Source organism: Amycolatopsis sp. QT-25 (assembly GCF_029369745.1).
Taxonomy (GTDB): Bacteria; Actinomycetota; Actinomycetes; order Mycobacteriales; family Pseudonocardiaceae; genus Amycolatopsis.
In genome coordinates, this window is sequence record NZ_CP120210.1 from 7,618,985 (window position 1) to 7,637,544 (window position 18,560).

An 18,560-nucleotide genomic window follows, 5' to 3' on the forward strand; every position below is an offset into this window, starting at 1 on the left:
TCAACCGGGCGAGGTGCCGGGCGCCGCGCGATGGCCCCTCGCGGACGTCCTCGAACCCCATCTGGCGAGCGCAACGGTGGTTGCCTCAGGGAATCGAAGCCACCGTGGTCGGGTGCCTCGCAGTGACCAAGTGTTGGTCACTGCGGATGAGTAGTCCACAGCGCGCTGATCGGCAGGCACGCGAGGTTCTCTCCGAACGGAAGCTGTTGGTCGCCACAGTAGAGAACGAAACCGGCACAAAAGCGGTCGCCCAGGCGTCGTTGCAGGACCCGGATCGAGCGAAAGTCATCGGTCCGGACGGTTTCAGCGGCCTTCACCTCGATAGCGACCACACGGCCGGCGTTGTCCTCCAAGATGGCGTCGACCTCGTAGCCGTCGCGATCCCGATAGTGGTGCAGACGAGGCATCGTCTGACCCCACGTGATCTGGCGCGCGAGTTCGCCGATGACGAACGTCTCCATGAGTCCGCCTGTCGTGGCGTCGTTGGTGACACCGGCGACCAGGTGCCCGGCCAGACCCACGTCGTTGAACACCAGCTTCGGTGTGGCCACCGCCCGCGTCGTCGCGTTCGCCGACCACCCCGGGATGAGCCGGATCAGGTAGACCAGTTCGAGAAGTCCGATGTAATCGCGCACAGTCGACGCGGGGAGAGCCAGATCCGAGGAGAGCCGACTGTAGTTGAGCAAGCCACCGGACTGTGCCGCGAGTGTCCCGATAAGACGCCGCATATCGGAGATGCGTTGGATATCCGCGACTTGATGCACATCCCGGCTCATGATGTCGTCGAGGTAGGACCTGAAGAACTGAGCACGTCGCCGTGGAGTTCCGCGACGAACGGCTTCCGGATATCCACCGCGCGCGGCGAGAGCCAGGTAGTCACGACGACGCAATGTCGAAGCTGCTGCTCGCAATCGGCTGCCGTGCACGAATGCGGCATCGACGAAACCGTCAGGATCGCCAGTGATTTCCCCTTGCGACAAGGGAAACAGCTCGATCGTCTCCGATCGCCCTGGCAGGGAATCGGGCAGCTGACTCAATCCGAGAAGCCGGGCTGAGCCGGTCAGCAGAAATCGCCCCGGACGAGGATCCCGGTCCACTGTGTGTTTGATGGTCAGCCAAAGGTCCGGGACCCGCTGAACCTCATCGATGAGCATGATTCCGGGCGCGTCCAGGAATGCCACCGGATCCGCGGCGGCAGAAGCCCTGGTCCGCGGATCGTCGAGATAGCGCCGCACACTGTCCGGGTGATCGCGCAAACACAGCTCGGCGAGCGTGCTCTTACCGGTTTGCCGGGCACCGTTGAGGATGACGACACGCGTGTCATCGAGAGCCTCCGCAACCATGACAGCGGCCCTGCGCGGAAGATAGTCATCAGCTCTGTGCACGCCCCCACGGTAGCAGCCTCCGTGGATCTGCCGACGTTGCAGCCGCTGATTTGCCGACGCTTACTCCGCTGATCTGCCGAAACCGGCCCCGCTCTTCTGCCGATCACCCGCCCGTGGATCCGCCGACCTCAAAGGTGCACAGCGGCAATAAGTGAGCCGTCTTCATCCATCTCGGTAGGGGACCGCTGTCGCCGCCGCACGGCAACGCCCGGCGTGGATCCTGGATCGCGAAGGCGTCCTCGGAAAGGACGGTGGAGGAGGTGAAGACCTACCACGCCGAAGTCACTCGCGTTGGAAGGTTCTGGCTGGTCCGGCAGCCGTGGGATCGACCGCTCGACCCGGCTTTGCCCAGCAAGCAGACCGCAACCGCCGCCGAACACTGTGCGACGGTTCAGGAAACTGATCACACTCGGTGTTTCACAACGCGAAGCGGGCGAAGTGCTAGGCATGTCTTCCAGCGAGTCAGCCAATTGGCGAAGTCGTCCTGACGATCCGAACGGCCATCAAACTTCTGCATACTGGCCGGATGAACCCCGGTGAAACGCTGCTCAGCACGTCCCGCACCTTCCGGTTGTGGCGATACGGCGCCGGACACTCGCAGTTGATCCTCCGGTCCGGGTTCAGGCCGGAAACCGGCCCTGTCGAACTTCTCTTCGAAGGTGTCCGATCAGTGCGCTTCGACCACCTTCACTTTCCCGAGCTGACCGTGTGGAGAGACGAAGACGAAGTCATCGAAAACGAGAAGTACCGCATGTACGACCTGCGGATCGAGCTGAGGTCCCCGAAGCACACGGGCGTGATCACCGCCGGTCGCTTGAGCTACATCGACGGGACCTACTCCGACGGCACGATCGAATGGTGCGTGACGGCCCCTCGCGGCGAAGCGATCGGCGCCGGAGACCGGCCCACCTGCGAGTGACAGACACCACAGGCGACAATGGAGGACGTGACAGCCACCCTGAGCAAGCCCAGCCTGAAGATCGGCCCCTACGAGGTCGATCCGCCGGTCGTGCTCGCTCCCATGGCGGGCATCACCAATGTCGCGTTCCGGCAGCTGTGCCAGGAGTACGGCGCGGGCATCTACGTCTGCGAGATGATCACCGCCCGCGCGGTGGTCGAACGCCACCCCGGCACCATGCACATGATGACCTTCGGCGAGCACGAAAAGCCCAGGTCCATGCAGCTGTACGGGGTCGACCCCAAGACCATGGCCGAGGCCGTCCGCATCATCACCGGGGAGGGGCTCGCCGACCACATCGACAGCAACTTCGGCTGCCCGGTGGCGAAGGTGACGCGCAAGGGCGGCGGCGCGGCGTTGCCGTTCAAGCGCAAGCTGTTCGCCGACATCGTGCGGGAGTCGGCGAAGGCGGCGGCCGAGGCGGGAGTGCCGTTCACGGTCAAGTTCCGGGTGGGCATCGACGACGACCACCTCACGTACCTCGACGCCGGGCGGATCGCCGAGGCGGAGGGCGCGGCGGCGGTCAGCCTGCACGCGCGCACCGCCGCGCAGCGCTACTCCGGCCAGGCCGACTGGACGAAGATCGCGGCGCTCAAGGAAGCCGTCACCACTGTCCCGGTGCTCGGCAACGGCGACATCTTCTCCGCCGAGGACGCGCTGCGCATGGTCGACGAGACCGGCTGCGACGGTGTCGTGGTCGGACGCGGCTGCCTGGGCAGGCCGTGGTTGTTCGGCGAACTGGAAGCCGCCTTCGCCGGGCGTCCGCAGCCGACGCCGCCGAATCTCGGCGGGGTGGCGAAGGTGCTGCGCCGCCACACGGAACTGCTCGTCGAACACGACGGCCACGACAAGGCGATGCGTGACATCCGGAAGCACATGGCTTGGTACTTCATGGGTTTTCCGGTCGGCTCCGAACTTCGCCGCGGCTTCGCCATGCTGTCCAGCATGGACGAACTCGACGATCTCATCGCCAAGCTCGACCACGACGCCCCGTTCCCCAGCGCCGCCACCGGGCCGCGCGGGCGGCAGGGTTCGCCGGGCAAGGTCACGCTGCCGCACGGCTGGCTCGACGATCCGGACGACGACTGCGTCCCCGAAGCCGAGGACATGCACTCGGGCGGCTGACCGTCCCCGTAAAGTCGGCGTCGTGATCGAGCAGCTGACCATTCCCACCGACGCCGGTTCCTTCGACGCCATCGCGGCGGGCCCCGAAGACGGTCGCCCCGTCCTGTTGCTGCACGGGTTCCCCGAGGCCGCGGTGGAATGGGAGCACCAGGTCGCGACGCTCGGTGTGCTCGGCTATCGCGCGGTGGCACCGGATCAGCGCGGTTACTCACCGGGCGTCCGGCCGGAACAGGCGTCCGAGTACACCATCGACTGCCTCGTCGGTGACGTCATCGCGATCGCGGATCGCTTGGGGTGGAACGAATTCGATCTCGTCGGGCACGATTGGGGCGGCGCTGTCGCGTGGTGGACGGCCGACGCGCATCCCGGCAGGCTCCGCAGTCTCGCCGTGCTTTCGACACCGCATCCGGCGGCGCTGGCGGAGGCCATGAAGACCGACGAGGACCAGCACCTCCGCTCGGGGTACATGACCGAATGGCGGCAGACCCGCGTCACCGAACGACGGATGCTCGAGAACGACGCCGACGCGCTGCGCCGCATGTTCGACTGGAAGGTGCCGCCGAGCAAGGTCGACGAGTACGTCCGGCGACTGTCCGAACCGGGCGCGCTGACCGCCGCGCTCAATTGGTACCGCGCCGGCCGTCCCGGCGGGAAGATCGGGCCGATCGAGGTTCCGACGCTCTACCTCTGGAGCACCGAGGACGCCGCCTTCGGGTCGACGGCCGCGCTCGACACCGCGAACCGCGTCACCGGCCCGTATCGCTTCGAGATGATCGAGGACGTCTCCCACTGGGTGGTGGAAGAGGCACCCGAGGCCGTCACTTCTTTGCTCGTGGAGCACCTCTCGTCCCACTAACAGGGGTAACTCTGGTCGCGGTACCGGTTACAGCGAGCCTGCTGGTTCAGTGGGTCCGGTGAACCGAATGACCGAAGTGGACACCGAACGCATCGTCTACGTCACCGAGGACGGCGAACCGACCGGCGAGACCGCGCCCAAACTGGCCGCACACCACGAGCACACCCGGCTGCACCTGGCGTTCTCCTGTTATCTGTTGCGCAGCGGCGACCAGGCCCTGCTGATCACCAGCCGCGCCGCCACCAAGAAGGTGTGGCCCCGGGTCTGGACCAACAGTGTCTGCGGGCATCCCGCACCGGGTGAGCCGATCGAGGAGGCCGTCCGGCGCCGTGCCGCCTTCGAGCTCGGCTTGCCCCGACTGAAGGGGCTTCGCTGCGTCCTGCCCGCATACCGCTACTCGACGCCACCATTCGAAGGAGTGGTCGAGAACGAGTTCTGCCCGGTCTTCGTCGCCTGGGTCGACGACGATCCGGAACCGCATCCGGACGAGGTCGGCGACTGGCGCTGGGTGAGCTGGAATGACTACGCACTGTTGCTGAATGACGATGTGGCTGACGTGAGTTACTGGGCGAAAGATCAGTTCACGCAGCTCAAGGACGCCGAGCCGTTTTCGGCCTTACAAAACGGCACTTCGGTGCGTGACAATGGTGCGCGACCGTCGTCCTCTTGAGCGATATTCGCTTTGCACCGTACTCACACCTCAAGAGATCCCTCCTATACGACGAAAACCAATTCGTGGCGGAGGTGAGCGTGGCAGCCGACGACGAGGCCGCGTTCCCATCGGGCGCGCCGACCACCGATCTGCTCAGCATCCACGAGTCGATCGCCGGGGTGCTCGCCACCCAGGGCGACTGGCGCCGTGCCTACCATCACCTCAAATCCGCCTTCGACCTCGCCCGGGCCGGCAGCCTGCGGGACACGCTGACGTCCAGTTACAACCGCCGCTACCTCGACCAGTGGCTGCACGGCCCGGCGGCCGACCATCGCGGACCGCCCGGCATCGCGATCGCGCTGGTCGACCTCGACCTGTTCAAGGGCGTCAACGACACTTTCGGGCATCTGGTCGGTGACCGGGTGCTGCGCGAAGTGGCCGACCTGCTGCAGCAGGGGTTGCCGCCCGAGGCGTTCTGCGCCCGCTACGGCGGCGAGGAGTTCGCGCTCGTCATCCCGGACGTCGACGCCGCTCGCGCCGTACGCATCGCGGACACCGCCCGGATCCGGGTCGCCCGCCATCCCTGGCGCCGGATCCGGCCCGGTCTGTCGGTGACGATCAGCGTGGGACTCTCGCACGAGAGCCGGGCGGAACCGAATCTCGCGGTGGAACCGGAACGACAGTTGCGCAGTGCCGACGCTTTGTTGTATACGGCGAAACGGGCAGGACGGAACAAAGTCGCCTATCACGACGAGGAATCTTCGCGGACGATTCCGCATCCGATCAACGCCGCGGACTCGGCCGGTGGCTAGGCCACTCACTCGGCCAACCCTCGCACTCTGCGTAGCGGTTTCGTCCCTTTTGACGCGGCTTTGACCGCGACCGCTCACCCGATGGCATGGACCGTTCGGCGCTTCTCGGTACCTTGGGTGAAGAAAATTCCGGGATGGTTGTCGTCACGAACCCGAGGTGTCCGTACGATAACGAAAGAGCTTCACCCGATTCGTGAAAGGAGACCGAGTGCCCGACGAGCACCACAACCCGGGGACCGGTCGCCACAGCCAAACGGAAGAAAGTGCCGGCGAGCGCGGTCGCAGGGCTCGACGCCGCTCGATGGACACCCACGGCGGGATCAGCGTCTCCGACGTCGTCGCACGTCACACCGGTGAGCGCCCCATCTTCGACCCCGCCGCCGAGGCGCCCGCTCCGCGTCGTCTCCGGCAGAGCGAGCCGCCTTCCGAGCCGCCGAGACCCGGTGCGCGTGCCGCCGGGGTGGAGCCGCCCGCGCCGCGTCGGCCTCGTCCGGCCGCTCCCGCCGAAAGCCCGGCGCCCGCACCTCGCGCGGCCACTCCCGCCGTGCCGCCGACACCGACACCGCCGCCCGCCGAGAACCCGCGCCCGCCGCGCGCACGCCAGCCGCGCCGCACCTCACAGGCCGCGCCCAGCCCCGAAGCGCCGACGCAGCGCCGTCCGCCGGTGGTGAACCCGGGCGCGCAGCAGCAGCCCGCGGTCCCGGCACCCCCGCGCCGTCCCCGTCGCCCGCCGCAGCGGCCGGTGCAGCGGCCCCCGGTCGCCCCGGTCCCGCAGCCGCCGTCCCTGTCGCCCGGCGTCCCGCCGCGGTCCGAGATGGACCGGCTCACGATGACCGACGAGCTCGAAGCGATCGACGACGCGACGATCACCAAGCGCAAGATCGACCATACGCTCGCCCGGTTCTCCGCCGCGCACGACGAACTCGAGGCCGAAGAAGCCAAGAAGCGCGAGCGCCGCGAGCGGCTCGCCTCCCGTCCCGCCGCGCTGCTGGAGCAGACCCGCACGGCACTGCAGCGCGTGGTCACCACCACGGATTCCGAGCCTGCCGAGGCCGCCGGGGAGTCGTCGCCGCAGACCCGGCTGCAGGAGAAGAAGGAACGCAAGACCCAGCAGACGGCCAAGGCGGGACGGATCACGGCCGCCGTCGCCGCCGCGCTCGTGTTCCTCTCCATCGGTTCGGCTTGGGGTGCCCAGACCTGGTTCGACGCGAAGTTCAACAACGTCGCCTCGCTCGACGAAGACTCGGCCGACATCCAGGACGCCGCCGGCCAGACCGGTGACGAGAACTTCCTGATGGTCGGCTCCGACACCCGTGACGGCGCGGCCGCCGAAGACGGGGTCGGCGACGCGGACGGCACCCCGGGCGCCCGTTCGGACACGGTGATGATCGCGCACGTCCCCGCCGACCGGCAGCGCGTCGTCATGGTCTCGTTCCCGCGCGACCTCGAAATCAACCGCCCCGAATGCAAGCGCTGGGACCCGGCGACGTCGTCGTACAAGGACGAGACCTCGCCGGCGCAGAAGATCGCGAAGCTGAACACGGCCTACGCGGTCGGCGGCCCGCAGTGCGTCACGAAGGTCATCCAGCAGATCACCGGCATGAAGATCAACCACTTCGTCGGGATCGACTTCAACGGCTTCAAATCCATGGTCGACGCCGTGCAGGGCGTCACCGTGTACAACGACAAGCCGATCGACGACACCACGCTCGGCATGATCATTCCGCAGGCCGGCGAGGTCCGGATCTCCGGCGACCAGGCGCTCAACTACGTCCGGGCACGGCACGTCAAGGGCGACCGGACCTCGGACTACGGCCGGATCAAACGCCAGCAGGCCTTCCTCGGCGCGCTGCTGAAGACCGTGATGTCGAAGGACGTCATCCTGGACACCGGCAAGCTCAGCGGCTTCATCGACGCGTTCGCCAAAGCCACCTTCGGCGAGAACCTCGGCATCAAGCAGATGATGACGCTGGCGAAGTCGATGCGCGGCATGGGCTCGGACAAGGTCAAGTTCCTCACCGTGCCCACCACCGAAGAAGCGAACAAACGCGGCAACGAGGTGTTGGTGCAGAGCAGGGCGAAGGCCGTCTTCGACGCGCTGATCAACAACACCCCGCTGGAAGAGAAGGCGCCGACGCCTCCCGCGAGCGACACGGCGGCCCCTCCGACCAGCTCCGCCAAGTCCGGCGGCGCCAAGAAGAGCACCAGCTCGGGTTGAGGATCATTCGTTAGTCCGGGTTCACGCCGGGTTCACTCTGGGATGCGGCTTTTGCTGCCTGTTCCCCGTAGGGTTGGGCCATGCGTGAGGCTTACCATGTCGAACTCGAACAGCTCGCCGAGAACCTAGCGAGCATGTCCCTCCAGGTCGCCGACGCGATGGAGCGGGCGACCCGGGCGTTGCTCGAGGTCGATCTCGGACTCGCCGAGCAGGTGATCAGCGACGACGCGAAGGTCGACGACGCGCGCGCCGAATGCGAGGAGCAGGCGTACGCGCTGCTGGCGCTGCAGGCACCCGTCGCGACCGACCTGCGGACCGTCCTCGCCGCGATCCACGCGGCGGAGAGCCTGGAACGAATGGGCGATCTGGCGCTGCACGTGGCCAAGGCCGCGCGCCGCCGTCACCCGGACCCGGTCCTGCCCGAAGAGGTGAAGGCCGACTTCGCCAAGATGGGCGAGGTCGGGGTGAGCCTGGCCCGCCAGGTCGAGCAGGTCATCAAGTCCAAGGACGTCGAGGCCGCCCGCACGATCGAGTCGGACGACGACGAGGTCGACGAGATCCACAAGCACCTGTTCACCGTCATCATGGACCGGAACTGGGACCACGGCGTCGCCGCGGCCGTGGACGTCACCCTGCTGGGCCGCTTCTACGAGCGCTTCGCCGACCACGCCGTCTCGGTGGCGCGCCGGATGATCTTCGTGGTGACCGGCAAGATGCCCGGGTACGGACCGGACGAGCTGTAGGGACTACCCATAGAGGACGTGAGGAAGGGGCCCTTCACCGCATGTGGCGCGGTGAAGGGCCCCTTCCTCATGTCAGCTCCCCCCTGCTCACGACCGCCCTGCGCGCATGTTGCCTCGGAAGCACGGGCCGACCTCGCGTGGGTCGTGAGTGGCAAAGAGGGTTGTTGAGAAGCAAGTCGAACCTGTCGTGTCGCGGGCTTGTGGTCGCTCTGTGCAGGCGGTTCGCGGGTCGCGAAGGCCTCCTTGCCACTCTCAAGGTAGGGAAGGAGACTTTAGCTTCCTTCAGATGTGATTCCTGGTGACAGGGGGACGGCTGTGACGCCAGCCCCGGATCTCCAAGTCCGTGAAGGCCTCCTTGAAGGACCCTAGGTCCCTCAAGGAGGCCTTCACGGACTTGTCCCCACCCGGCGGCCGCCCTTCGCTCCAAACCCCAAGCGCGCAAAGGCCCCTTCCCGCGGCTGAGCCGAGGAAAGGGGGCCGATGCCGAGGGAGACTCAGCCGAAGCGGCCCGAGATGTAGTCCTCGGTCGCCTTCTCGTCCGGGTTCGAGAAGATCTTCTCGGTGTCGTTCAGCTCCACCAGGCGCCCCGGCTGGCCGACGCCCGCCAGGTTGAAGAACGCGGTCTGGTCCGAGACCCGCGCCGCCTGCTGCATGTTGTGGGTCACGATGACGATCGTGTACTCCTTCTTGAGCTCACCGATCAGGTCCTCGATGGCCAGCGTCGAGATCGGGTCGAGCGCGGAGCACGGTTCGTCCATCAGCAGCACGTCGGGCCGCACGGCGATCGCCCGCGCGATGCAGAGCCGCTGCTGCTGACCGCCGGAGAGGCCGCCGCCCGGCTTGTTCAGCCGGTCCTTGACCTCGTTCCACAGGTTCGCGCCGCGCAGCGCGCGCTCGGCGACCTCGTCGAGTTCCTTCTTGCCCTTGGCACCGCCGAGGCGGAGGCCCGCCACGACGTTGTCGCGGATCGACATCGTCGGGAACGGGTTGGGCCGCTGGAACACCATGCCGATGGTGCGGCGGACCTGCACCGGGTCGACGCCGGCGCCGTAGATGTCCTCGCCGTCGAGCAGCACCTCGCCCTCGACGCGGGCGCCGGGGATGACTTCGTGCATACGGTTCAGCGTGCGCAGCACCGTCGACTTGCCGCAGCCCGAAGGGCCGATGAACGCGGTGACGTTCCGCGGCGGCACCGAGAGGGTGACGCCGTCCACGGCGTGGAATTTGCCGTAGTAGATGTCCACGTCTTTGACGTCGATTCGTTTGGCCATCTCAAACAGCTCACTTCTTCTTCGGGGCGACAAGACGGGCAAAGAGCATGGCGAGGAGGTTCACGATCGCGATGATCAGCACGAGGGTGAGCGCGGCACCCCAGATCCTGTCGAACGCGACGGTGCCTTCGTCGAACGGGTTGCTGACCCGTTCGTTGTTCATCAGAAGCGGCAGAGCGGCCTGCTCGCCCCCGAAGATGTCCCAGTTCACGTAGGCCGAGTAGCCCACGAGGACCAGCAGCGGCGCGGTCTCGCCCATGACCCGGGCGAGCGCCATCATGATGCCGCCGATGATGCCGGACAGCGCGGTCGGCAGGACGATCTTCATGATCGTCTTCCACTTCGGCACGCCGAGCGCGTAGGAGGCTTCACGCAGGTCGTCGGGGACGATCCGCAGCATCTCCTCCGAGGAGCGCACGACCACCGGGATCATCAGCAGCACCAGGGCAAGCGACACGGCGAAACCGCTGCGCGGGAGACCGAACGTGGTGATCCACAGCGCGTAGATGAACAGCGCCGCCACGATCGAGGGGACACCGGAGAGGATGTCCACCATGAACGTCGTGACCTTCGCGAGCCTGCCGCGGCCGTACTCGACCAGGTAGATCGCGACCAGCATGCCGATCGGGACCGCGATGATCGCGCAGACCACACCCTGCAGCACCGAACCGATGACGGCGTGGGCCACGCCGCCGCCGACCTCGTCCGACAACACCGAGCCGAAGTCCTCGGTCCACCAGTTGCTGTAGGGGATCCGCTTGACGCCGTTGACGACCACCGTGGCGAGCAGCCACACCAGCGGCACGACGGCGATGAGGAACGACAGCCAGATCAGGACCGTGGCGAGGCCGTTCTTGGTCTTCCTCGCGAGGCTGACCTGCTGGAAGGCGGGGGTGGTGGCGGGGGTCTTCTCGAGCGTGGTGGACATGCTCAGTCCCCCTTCTTGGCGATGATGGATCGCGCGGCGAAGTTGACGACGAACGTCAGCAGGAACAGCACGAGACCGGCCGCGATGTAGGCACCCGCCGAGATCTCGTTGTTGAGTTCCGCGTAGTCCGCCGCGATCTTCGAGGCGAACGTGGCGCCGCCGTCGAAGAGGCTCCAGGTGAACTCGCGGCCCACCGCGCCGGTCAGGATGATCGCGAGCGCGATCGTCTCGCCGAGCGCGCGGCCGAGGCCGAGCATGGAGGCGCCGATGTACCCCGCCTTGCCGAACGGCAGCACCGTGGTGCGGATGACCTCCCAGCGGGTGGCGCCCAGCGCCAGCGCGCCTTCGATGTGCGGGGTCGGCGTCCGCTCGAACACCTCACGCGACAGCGAGGTGATGATCGGCAGGATCATCACGGCGAGCACGATGCCCGCGGTGAAGATCGTGCCGCGCATGTCCGGCGAGACGTTGCCCGCCGCGAAGATCGGGATCCACGAGAAGGTGTCGTTGACCCACTGGGAGAAGGGCTCGATCGTCGGCGCGAAGACCATCAGGCCCCACAGGCCGTAGATGATCGAGGGGACCGCGGCGAGCAGGTCGATCACGTAGGCGAACGGCCGCGCCAGCCGCTTCGGCGCGTATTGGGTCAGGAAGAGGGCGATGCCGAGCGAGATCGGCATCGCGATGACCAGCGCCAGCAGCGACGAATAGACCGTGACCAGCAGCAGGCCCATGATGCCGAACCGCAGGTCGCCCGGATCGGTCTGCCAGACCTGGCTGGTCAGGAAGCTCGCGTTGTCGGCCTGGAGCGCCGGAATGGCCTGCACCAGCAGGAACAGCCCGATCAGGCCGATCAGTGCGACGACGAAGACGCCGGCACCGGTGGTCAGGAACTGGAAGATGCGGTCACCGGGTCGCACCGTCCTGGAATTGGGGCTCGCGAGCGGCACCGAGGACTTCTCGGGCGGTGACGCGGCAGGTTGCTCCGAAATCGGGTCCTCCGTGAAGGTCTCGCGGACGCCAGAACGCCCACCGGGGTCGCCGGTGGGCGTTCTGGGCGAAGAGGAATCGCTCATCGACTACTTCTGTCCAGCCTGTCTTTGCTGATCAACCTGAAGGTTGGCGAACAGGGTCAGGCGATGGCCTTGACAGCGGTCAGGACCTTGTCCTGCAGGCTCTGCGGGATCGGCACGTAACCCTTGTCCGCGAGCGGCTTCTGGCCGTCCGTCGCGGCGACGGTCAGGAAGGCCTTGACGGCCTTGGCGACCTCGGCGTCGGCGTACTTCGAGCAGACGATCTCGTAGGTGGCGAGGATGACCGGGTACGCGCCGGCGACGTTGCTGCCGTAGATCGCGTCGAGGTCGAGGGCGAGGTCGTTGGTGCCCTCCTTCTTGAACTTCGCCGCGTCGAGGGACTTGGCGACGTTCGCCGCGCTGAGCTCGACACCGCCGGAGCCGCTGTCGATCAGGGCGGCGTTGAGGCCGTCCTTCGCGAAGGCGGACTCGACGTAGGTGATGGCACCGTCGGTGGCCTTGACCGCGCTGGCCACACCGTTGGACTTCTCGGCACCGTTACCGACGCCACCGTTGAACTTCTTGCCGTCGCCCTGGGTCCAGGCGCCCTTCGAGGCGACCTTCAGGTACTTCTGGAAGTTGTCGGTGGTGCCCGACTCGTCGGTGCGGGAGATGACCTGGATCGGCTTGTCCGGCAGGTTGACGCTCTCGTTGCCCTTGACCGCCTTGATGGCCGGGTCGTTCCACTTGGTGATGCCGCCGTTGAAGATCTTGGCGGTGACCTCCGGGGTAAGGGTCAGCTTGTCGACCCCGGAAACCTTGTAGGCGACCGCGACCGGGCCGATGACGAGCGGGAGGTTCCAGGCGTCGGAGGCGCACCGGGCCTTGGCCTTGTCGGCTTCCTCACCGGACTTGAGCGGCGAGTCGGATCCGGCGAAGTCGACCTGGTTGCCGTTGAACTGCTTGACGCCGGCGCCCGAACCGCTGGGGTTGTAGTTCACCTTCTGGCCGGAGCACTTGGCGGCGTAGGCCTGCACGAAGATGTCGATCGCGGTCTTCTGCGCGGACGAGCCCTCGGCCGAAAGCGGGTTCTTGCCGCCGCATTCGACGTCGGCCGTGCCGCTGGGAGCGGCGGCGGCACCGGTGTTACCGGGCTTGGTCGTCGCCGGGTCGGATCCACAGGCGCCGAGCACGAGGGCGGCGGTGGCCACGATGCCGATCGCGCCCGCGGGCCGCATGATCTTCACTGCATTTCCTCCACTGGGAGACTTTCGCCGGATCGGTGGAACGGGAGCGTTCCTTCCGGACCCGGACATTAAGCACCGACAGTGGACAGGCGGCCGTCACAGGGTGAACGGCAAGTGAACAAGGCGGCCGATGTGAGCAGCGCGACTACTCCGAAAGGGGTCCGTGTCCCGGCCGTGACCTGCGCGTCTGCTCTCCGTGACCGGTCAAGTGCCGCACGTGGGAAGGCGGTTACCGAGCGTATTGAACGTCGACCTCGTATCGAGTGAAGCCCAGCTTCGAATAAACGGCGAGCGCGGGGGCGTTGTCGCCTTCGACGTACAAGATCACTTGGCCCAGTCCGCGATCGCGGAGATACCGCAGTCCGGCGAGCGTGAGTGCCTTGCCGAGGCCGCCGCCTTGCGCGTCCGGATCGATGCCCACGACGTAGACCTCGCCGGCGGGCTCGCCGCCGAACCGGCCGGGAACGGCTTCGTGCACCTTCGTCCAGTGGAAGCCGACGACCTCACCGTTCTCCTCGGCGAGGAAGAAGCCTTCGGGGTCGAACCAGGCCTCGGTCTCGGTCGCGCGGACCTCGTCGGCGGTCAGGGCGCCCTGCTCGGGATGCCAGTCGAAGGCACGCGCGTTGACGCGGACCATCGCTTCCTCGTCCTGGCCGGGAACGAAGGTGCGCAGGGTGACGCCTTCGCGCGTCACGGGTTCCGGCCAGTCCGCGGCTTCGGCGTCGGCGTGCAGGATCAGCAGTTCCCGAGCGCGTTCGAAGCCTTCGGTCCCGGCGAGGTGGACGGCGGCGGGGTGATCGCCGTGCGCCCAGACCCGCAGCGGCTTCCCCGCGACGTGTTCGACGAGCGCCTTGGTCAGCGCTCTGCCGTGCCCGGAACGGCGATGCGCGGGGTGGACGAACAGTTCGGCGACCTGGTTTCCGTGCGAGTCGCCTTCGGTGTCGAGGTGCGCGTACGCGACCAGTTCGCCGTCGAGATGTCCCAGAAGATGCTGTCCACCGGCGAAACCGGTGTCCAAGGGATCCCCGTCGGCCTCGCGCACGGCGAGCAGGAAGTCGCGGATCTCTTCCGGTTCCGGTTCACCGGTCCACAGCAGTTCGAGCATGAAACCGACCCTACCGGGGAACCCTCCGGCCGCCCGGGCGTCTTGTCAGGCAGGAGGAGAGGGGGCTCAGTGCGCGGACTCGTAGACGCTCGCGTCCGGGGCCACGGCCTGCTGCTTGGCCGCGGCGGCGGTGCCCTTGGCGGGCCGCTCGAACTTGTAACCGACGTTGCGCACGGTCCCGATCATCTGCTCGTGCTCCGGCCCCAGCTTCGCGCGCAGGCGCCGGACGTGGACGTCGACCGTGCGCGTGCCGCCGAAGAAGTCGTAACCCCAGACCTCCTGCAGCAACTGGGCGCGGGTGAACACCCGGCCGGCGTGCTGCGCGAGGTACTTGAGGAGTTCGAACTCCTTGTAGGTGAGTTCGAGAGTGCGCTTACGCAGCTTCGCGGTGTACGTCGCCTCGTCGATGACCAGTTCGCCGACCCGGAGTTCGGCGTCGACCTGCGCGGCCGCGCCCTCGCGGGTGGTGACCAGCCGCAGGCGGGCGTCGACTTCGGCGGGACCCGCGGTCGGAAGGAGGATGTCGTCGGTGCGCCATTCCGCGCTGACCGCGACCAGCCCGCCTTCGCCGACGACGGCGATGACCGGCGTGGAGGTCTCCTCCTCACCGGCGCCCTTGAGCAGACGGCAGAGACTCTTCGCGGAGGCGAGATCGCTGCGGGCGTCGAGGACGATGACGTCGCGGTGGCCCGCGTCGAGCAGCGCGGTCACTTCCGGAGCACGGACGCGTACGGTGTGGGGCAGCAGATCCAGGGCGGGCAGCACCGTGGTGGCATCCGCTTCCGGGGTCAGTACCAGAAGGTCCAGGCTCATCGCCGCACCGCCTTCAGTCGTGGTCGCCTCGAACGTGGCCACCGCCGGTGCTTGGTGAGAATAGCGGGTGAACAGCCGAGGACCTACCCCGTGCTGGATCGATCACACCTGGCCGAAGAGGGTTACGAAGGAGATTCGAAGCAATGGTGAGCAGGCCCGTGGCGCATGACGACCGACCGTCCCCCGGCCGGCCCGCCAAGCGAGGAAAGCGCCGTGGCCGGGGCTGGCTCATCGCCCTTGCCGTGCTGGTGGTGCTGCTGGTCGGAGCCGATTTCGGAGCGGCCGCGTTCGCCGAGCACACGATCTCCCAGAAGACCCGCGAACAGCTGGCGATCCCCAACGATCCGGCCGTCACGGTGCACGGTTTCCCGTTCCTGACGCAGGCTCTCTCCGGTGACTACGGTCACATCACCATCAACGCCCAGGGCGTCGCGGTCCCGCCGAGGCTGCGGGACGTGGACTTCAACGCGGACATGACCGACGTCACGGCGCCGCTGTCGGACCTGACTTCCGGCAACACGAAGTCGATCGTCATCGGCACGCTCAAAGGCGAAGTGACCGTCAAGGCCTCCGACATCGCGAAGCAGGCCCCGCTCGACAAGATCGAGAACCTCAGGATCGAGCCGGTCACCGAGGACTACGTCCGCAACGGCGAGAACGGTCAGGGCGAGACGACCCCGCCCACCACCAACGCCCAGGGCGAACCGATCGACAGCTCCAGCGCGGGCATCCGGCTGTCGGGCAACGTGCAGATCGCCGGGCAGAAGGTGGAGATCTTCTGTTTCGCGATGATCGAACTGAAGGGTCAGAAGATCAGCATCGAGCCGAAGCGACTGCAATTCGGGAACGACAAGGAGACCACCGTCGTTCCCCAAGCGGTACAGAACGTGCTGCTGCCGAACTTCAACGCGACCATCGACACCGGTGCGATGCCGTTCTCGGTGACGCCGACGTCGGTCCGCGTGAACAGCGGTTCGGTGACCATCAAGGGTGAAGGCAAGAACGTGGCCTTCAACGGGGCGAAGCCGCAAGGGTGATTCGACGCAAGGGATTCGACACAGAGGTGATTCCGGATGACCGGGGTGTGGGTGCTGCTGGGCGTCCTGGTGCTAGGCGGTGTGGCGGGCGCGCTGCTGCGAGCACGCAACGGCCGCATCAGGGCCGCCAAGGCTTCTGACGTGGCCAAGCTGCCGGAGCGCGTCTCCGCCGCCCTCGCGCCCGAAGGCGTCACCCTGGTCCAGATCTCCACGACGTTCTGCGCGCCGTGCCGCCACACCCGCGTCATCCTGTCTGCTCTCGCGGACAAGACCGACGGCCTCACGCATGTCGATCTGGACGTCACCGAGACCCCCGAAGTCGCCAAGGCGCTTTCGATCTTGCGGACTCCGACGACGCTGGCCTTGACTCCGGACGGCCGGGAGGTTTTCCGCGTCGGCGGCGTTCCCCGAGGTCAGGAGCTTCTGGAAGCTCTGAAACCCCACCTCGCGAACGCCTGATCCCGAATTTCGGGAAGCGTCCCAAGGTGTGAACACGGTTCCCAACCTGAGGGAGCACTGCGTACCCTCGTGCCCGTGAACAGGCTGCCCCGAACCTTGCTGACCCAGCGCCGCGCAGTGGACCTGTGCCGCGTTCGCAGCAGCCTGTGTCCGGCTCGCTGAGCGCGCCCTGATGCCTGCGCGTGCCCGTCCGGCACGCACCTTTCCCTCTCGTTCGCAGGAGGAACCATGTCCGCAGGACCGGCCGTCGACCCCCGTGGTCCGCGTTTCGCCGCCATCCTGACGACGATCGTGCTCGCGGTCGTGCTCATCACCCAGTGGTGGCCACTGCTCGCGGCGCAGGCGGTGGTGTTCGCGATCGGGGCCTTCGTCGGGCTCAAGCCGGCGCCGTACTCCCTCCTCTACCGCTACCTGGTCGCACCGCGGCTCGGCCCGGCGACCGAACGCGAGGACGCCGCCCCGCTGCGGTTCGCGCAGGCCGTCGGGTTCGTCTTCGCCGTCGTCGGCACCGTCGGCTTCGCCGCCGGGTGGACCGCGCTGGGCTTCGTCGCGACGGCGTTCGCGCTGTTCGCGGCCTTCCTCAACGCGGCGTTCGACTTCTGTCTCGGTTGCGAAATGTACCTGCTCATCAAACGTTTCAGCCCCAGCCCTCGCGCGTCCTAACCCAGAAAGAGAGTCAGCTCCATGAGTCGTGAAGACGTCCTGGTCACCACCCAGTGGGCCGAGGAGAACCTGGACACCCCGGGTGTCGTGTTCATCGAGGTCGACGAGGACACGACCGCGTACGACAACGGACACATCCGCGGTGCGGTGAAGTTCGACTGGCGCAAGGACCTGCAGGACGGCGTCCGCCGCGACTTCGTCGACAAGGAGGGCTTCGAGAAGCTGCTGTCCGAGCGGGGCATCTCGAACGACGACCGCGTGATCCTCTACGGCGGCAACAACAACTGGTTCGCCGCGTACGCGTACTGGTACTTCAAGCTCTACGGTCACGAGAAGGTGCAGCTGCTCGACGGCGGCCGCAAGAAGTGGGAACTCGACGGCCGCGAGCTGAGCTCCGAGGACGTCAAGCGCGAGCCTGCCCGGTACCAGGCCAAGGAGCAGGACCTCTCGATCCGCGCGTTCCGCGACGAGGTCGTCCAGGCCATCGGTTCCAGCAACTTCGTCGACGTGCGTTCGCCCGACGAGTTCTCCGGCAAGCTGCTCGCCCCGGCGCACCTGCCGCAGGAGCAGTCCCAGGTTCCCGGCCACATCCCGGGCGCGCTGAACGTCCCGTGGGCGAAGGTCGCCAACGAGGACGGCACCTTCAAGACCGAGGAAGAGATCAAGGAGCTGTACTCCGACGAGGGCCTCGACGAGTCGAAGTCCACGATCGCGTACTGCCGGATCGGTGAGCGTTCGTCCATCGCGTGGTTCGCGCTGCACGAGCTCCTCGGCTACGACCAGGTGAAGAACTACGACGGTTCGTGGACGGAATACGGCTCGCTCGTCGGCGTGCCGGTCGAGTTGGGAGCCAAGTGATGGCTGACGACAGCTGCGGCGCACCGGCCCAGGAGGCCACGCCCGCCGATTACGACACCCGCGGCCAGGTCGTGCTGGCGGGCAAGGTGACCGGTGCGGAAGGGCCCGTCGGCGGCGCCTTCGTGCGGCTGCTGGACGGCGGCGGTGACTTCACCGGCGAGGTGGTCTCGTCGGCCGACGGCGACTTCCGCTTCTACGCCGCCCCCGGCGACTGGACGGTGCGCGCGCTGCACCGTTCCGGCAACGGCGAAGCCTCGGTGACCGCCCAGGGTCCGGGCGTGCACCAGCTGGCGATCTCGGTCGCCTGACGACTCAAGTACATGAAGGCCCCCTTCCGTGCGCCTGGGTGCGGGAAGGGGGCCTTCATGTACGTGTGGGCACGGCCACGTGACCTCGGCAGGCCCGTCCGGGCAGGCA

The 18,560-nt window shown here is 67.1% G+C and carries 19 protein-coding genes; 12 read left to right on the top strand and 7 right to left on the bottom strand.

From position 1 onward, the window contains the following. Nucleotides 1–137 precede the first annotated feature (137 nt). Entirely contained in the window at nucleotides 138–1,385 is a 1,248-nt protein-coding gene (locus P3102_RS35870) for an ATP-binding protein (protein WP_276365091.1), read from the bottom strand. Nucleotides 1,386–1,911: 526 nt separating this feature from the next. Between P3102_RS35870 and P3102_RS35875 the strand changes: the two genes are divergently transcribed. From P3102_RS35875 to phoU, 7 genes are all read left to right on the top strand, one after another. Next, the gene (locus P3102_RS35875) at nucleotides 1,912–2,304 is read left to right on the top strand and encodes a hypothetical protein (protein WP_276365092.1); all 393 of its coding nucleotides are present in this window, start codon (nucleotides 1,912–1,914) and stop codon (nucleotides 2,302–2,304) included. 18 nt (nucleotides 2,305–2,322) lie between these two features. Next, nucleotides 2,323–3,468: a tRNA dihydrouridine synthase DusB gene (gene dusB / locus P3102_RS35880; RefSeq protein ID WP_276365093.1), complete on the top strand. Its 1,146-nt coding sequence runs from the start codon at nucleotides 2,323–2,325 to the stop codon at nucleotides 3,466–3,468. A gap of 22 nt (nucleotides 3,469–3,490) precedes the next feature. Then, entirely contained in the window at nucleotides 3,491–4,324 is an 834-nt protein-coding gene (locus P3102_RS35885; protein ID WP_276365094.1) for an alpha/beta hydrolase, read from the top strand. A gap of 58 nt (nucleotides 4,325–4,382) precedes the next feature. After that, nucleotides 4,383–4,994: an isopentenyl-diphosphate Delta-isomerase gene (gene idi, locus P3102_RS35890; RefSeq protein ID WP_276365095.1), complete on the top strand. Its 612-nt coding sequence runs from the start codon at nucleotides 4,383–4,385 to the stop codon at nucleotides 4,992–4,994. 65 nt (nucleotides 4,995–5,059) lie between these two features. Beyond that, a complete protein-coding gene (locus tag P3102_RS35895) occupies nucleotides 5,060–5,788 on the top strand; it encodes a GGDEF domain-containing protein (RefSeq protein ID WP_276365096.1) in 729 nt (242 codons plus the stop codon). A 208-nt stretch (nucleotides 5,789–5,996) separates the two neighbouring features. Beyond that, nucleotides 5,997–8,006: an LCP family protein gene (locus tag P3102_RS35900; RefSeq protein WP_276365097.1), complete on the top strand. Its 2,010-nt coding sequence runs from the start codon at nucleotides 5,997–5,999 to the stop codon at nucleotides 8,004–8,006. Between the two features lie 80 nt (nucleotides 8,007–8,086). Beyond that, on the top strand, nucleotides 8,087–8,749 hold the full coding sequence (gene phoU / locus P3102_RS35905; protein ID WP_016337999.1) for a phosphate signaling complex protein PhoU: 663 nt from the start codon (nucleotides 8,087–8,089) through the stop codon (nucleotides 8,747–8,749). A 494-nt stretch (nucleotides 8,750–9,243) separates the two neighbouring features. On the opposite strand, the gene pstB is transcribed toward phoU, so the two are convergent. The 6 genes from pstB to P3102_RS35935 all read right to left on the bottom strand — a co-directional run bounded on the left by pstB (nucleotide 9,244) and on the right by P3102_RS35935 (nucleotide 15,126). Next, nucleotides 9,244–10,020, bottom strand: coding sequence for a phosphate ABC transporter ATP-binding protein PstB (pstB, locus tag P3102_RS35910; protein WP_125679661.1), 777 nt, complete (start codon nucleotides 10,018–10,020; stop codon nucleotides 9,244–9,246). Between the two features lie 10 nt (nucleotides 10,021–10,030). Next, nucleotides 10,031–10,948, bottom strand: a complete 918-nt coding sequence (gene pstA, locus P3102_RS35915) for a phosphate ABC transporter permease PstA (RefSeq protein WP_276365098.1) — start codon at nucleotides 10,946–10,948, stop codon at nucleotides 10,031–10,033. A gap of 2 nt (nucleotides 10,949–10,950) precedes the next feature. Continuing rightward, nucleotides 10,951–11,868, bottom strand: coding sequence for a phosphate ABC transporter permease subunit PstC (gene pstC / locus P3102_RS35920; RefSeq protein ID WP_276371500.1), 918 nt, complete (start codon nucleotides 11,866–11,868; stop codon nucleotides 10,951–10,953). 212 nt (nucleotides 11,869–12,080) lie between these two features. Continuing rightward, nucleotides 12,081–13,208: a phosphate ABC transporter substrate-binding protein PstS gene (gene pstS, locus P3102_RS35925; protein WP_276365099.1), complete on the bottom strand. Its 1,128-nt coding sequence runs from the start codon at nucleotides 13,206–13,208 to the stop codon at nucleotides 12,081–12,083. Between the two features lie 229 nt (nucleotides 13,209–13,437). Further along, nucleotides 13,438–14,313, bottom strand: a complete 876-nt coding sequence (mshD, locus tag P3102_RS35930; protein WP_276365100.1) for a mycothiol synthase — start codon at nucleotides 14,311–14,313, stop codon at nucleotides 13,438–13,440. A 66-nt stretch (nucleotides 14,314–14,379) separates the two neighbouring features. Further along, nucleotides 14,380–15,126, bottom strand: a complete 747-nt coding sequence (locus P3102_RS35935) for a response regulator transcription factor (RefSeq protein ID WP_276365101.1) — start codon at nucleotides 15,124–15,126, stop codon at nucleotides 14,380–14,382. Nucleotides 15,127–15,269: 143 nt separating this feature from the next. Here P3102_RS35935 and P3102_RS35940 point away from each other — a divergent pair, with 143 nt between their 5' ends. The 5 genes from P3102_RS35940 (at nucleotide 15,270) to P3102_RS35960 (ending at nucleotide 18,451) form a co-directional block, all read left to right on the top strand. Continuing rightward, nucleotides 15,270–16,163 carry a DUF2993 domain-containing protein gene (locus P3102_RS35940; RefSeq protein WP_276365102.1) on the top strand — a complete coding sequence of 298 codons (894 nt, stop codon included), beginning with the start codon at nucleotides 15,270–15,272 and terminating at the stop codon, nucleotides 16,161–16,163. A 36-nt stretch (nucleotides 16,164–16,199) separates the two neighbouring features. Next, on the top strand, nucleotides 16,200–16,622 hold the full coding sequence (locus P3102_RS35945) for a thioredoxin family protein (RefSeq protein ID WP_276365103.1): 423 nt from the start codon (nucleotides 16,200–16,202) through the stop codon (nucleotides 16,620–16,622). A gap of 228 nt (nucleotides 16,623–16,850) precedes the next feature. After that, nucleotides 16,851–17,285, top strand: a complete 435-nt coding sequence (locus P3102_RS35950; protein ID WP_276365104.1) for a DUF4395 domain-containing protein — start codon at nucleotides 16,851–16,853, stop codon at nucleotides 17,283–17,285. A gap of 21 nt (nucleotides 17,286–17,306) precedes the next feature. Further along, nucleotides 17,307–18,143 carry a sulfurtransferase gene (locus P3102_RS35955; protein WP_276365105.1) on the top strand — a complete coding sequence of 279 codons (837 nt, stop codon included), beginning with the start codon at nucleotides 17,307–17,309 and terminating at the stop codon, nucleotides 18,141–18,143. Next, on the top strand, nucleotides 18,143–18,451 hold the full coding sequence (locus P3102_RS35960; RefSeq protein ID WP_125679653.1) for a DUF1416 domain-containing protein: 309 nt from the start codon (nucleotides 18,143–18,145) through the stop codon (nucleotides 18,449–18,451). Before P3102_RS35955 ends, P3102_RS35960 begins: the two co-directional genes overlap by 1 nt. The last annotated feature ends 109 nt before the right edge of the window (nucleotides 18,452–18,560 follow it).

What these genes read in the sequence shown, in the direction of transcription:
- P3102_RS35950 (WP_276365104.1), top strand. Translation starts at nt 16,851, where the DNA reads ATGTCCGCAGGACCGGCCGTCGACCCCCGTGGTCCGCGTTTCGCCGCC.
- dusB (WP_276365093.1), top strand. Translation starts at nt 2,323, where the DNA reads ATGGAGGACGTGACAGCCACCCTGAGCAAGCCCAGCCTGAAGATCGGC.
- pstA (WP_276365098.1), bottom strand. Translation starts at nt 10,948, where the DNA reads ATGTCCACCACGCTCGAGAAGACCCCCGCCACCACCCCCGCCTTCCAG.
- P3102_RS35960 (WP_125679653.1), top strand. Translation starts at nt 18,143, where the DNA reads ATGGCTGACGACAGCTGCGGCGCACCGGCCCAGGAGGCCACGCCCGCC.
- P3102_RS35955 (WP_276365105.1), top strand. Translation starts at nt 17,307, where the DNA reads ATGAGTCGTGAAGACGTCCTGGTCACCACCCAGTGGGCCGAGGAGAAC.
- P3102_RS35935 (WP_276365101.1), bottom strand. Translation starts at nt 15,126, where the DNA reads ATGAGCCTGGACCTTCTGGTACTGACCCCGGAAGCGGATGCCACCACG.
- P3102_RS35945 (WP_276365103.1), top strand. Translation starts at nt 16,200, where the DNA reads ATGACCGGGGTGTGGGTGCTGCTGGGCGTCCTGGTGCTAGGCGGTGTG.
- pstB (WP_125679661.1), bottom strand. Translation starts at nt 10,020, where the DNA reads ATGGCCAAACGAATCGACGTCAAAGACGTGGACATCTACTACGGCAAA.
- mshD (WP_276365100.1), bottom strand. Translation starts at nt 14,313, where the DNA reads ATGCTCGAACTGCTGTGGACCGGTGAACCGGAACCGGAAGAGATCCGC.
- phoU (WP_016337999.1), top strand. Translation starts at nt 8,087, where the DNA reads ATGCGTGAGGCTTACCATGTCGAACTCGAACAGCTCGCCGAGAACCTA.
- P3102_RS35940 (WP_276365102.1), top strand. Translation starts at nt 15,270, where the DNA reads ATGGTGAGCAGGCCCGTGGCGCATGACGACCGACCGTCCCCCGGCCGG.
- P3102_RS35875 (WP_276365092.1), top strand. Translation starts at nt 1,912, where the DNA reads ATGAACCCCGGTGAAACGCTGCTCAGCACGTCCCGCACCTTCCGGTTG.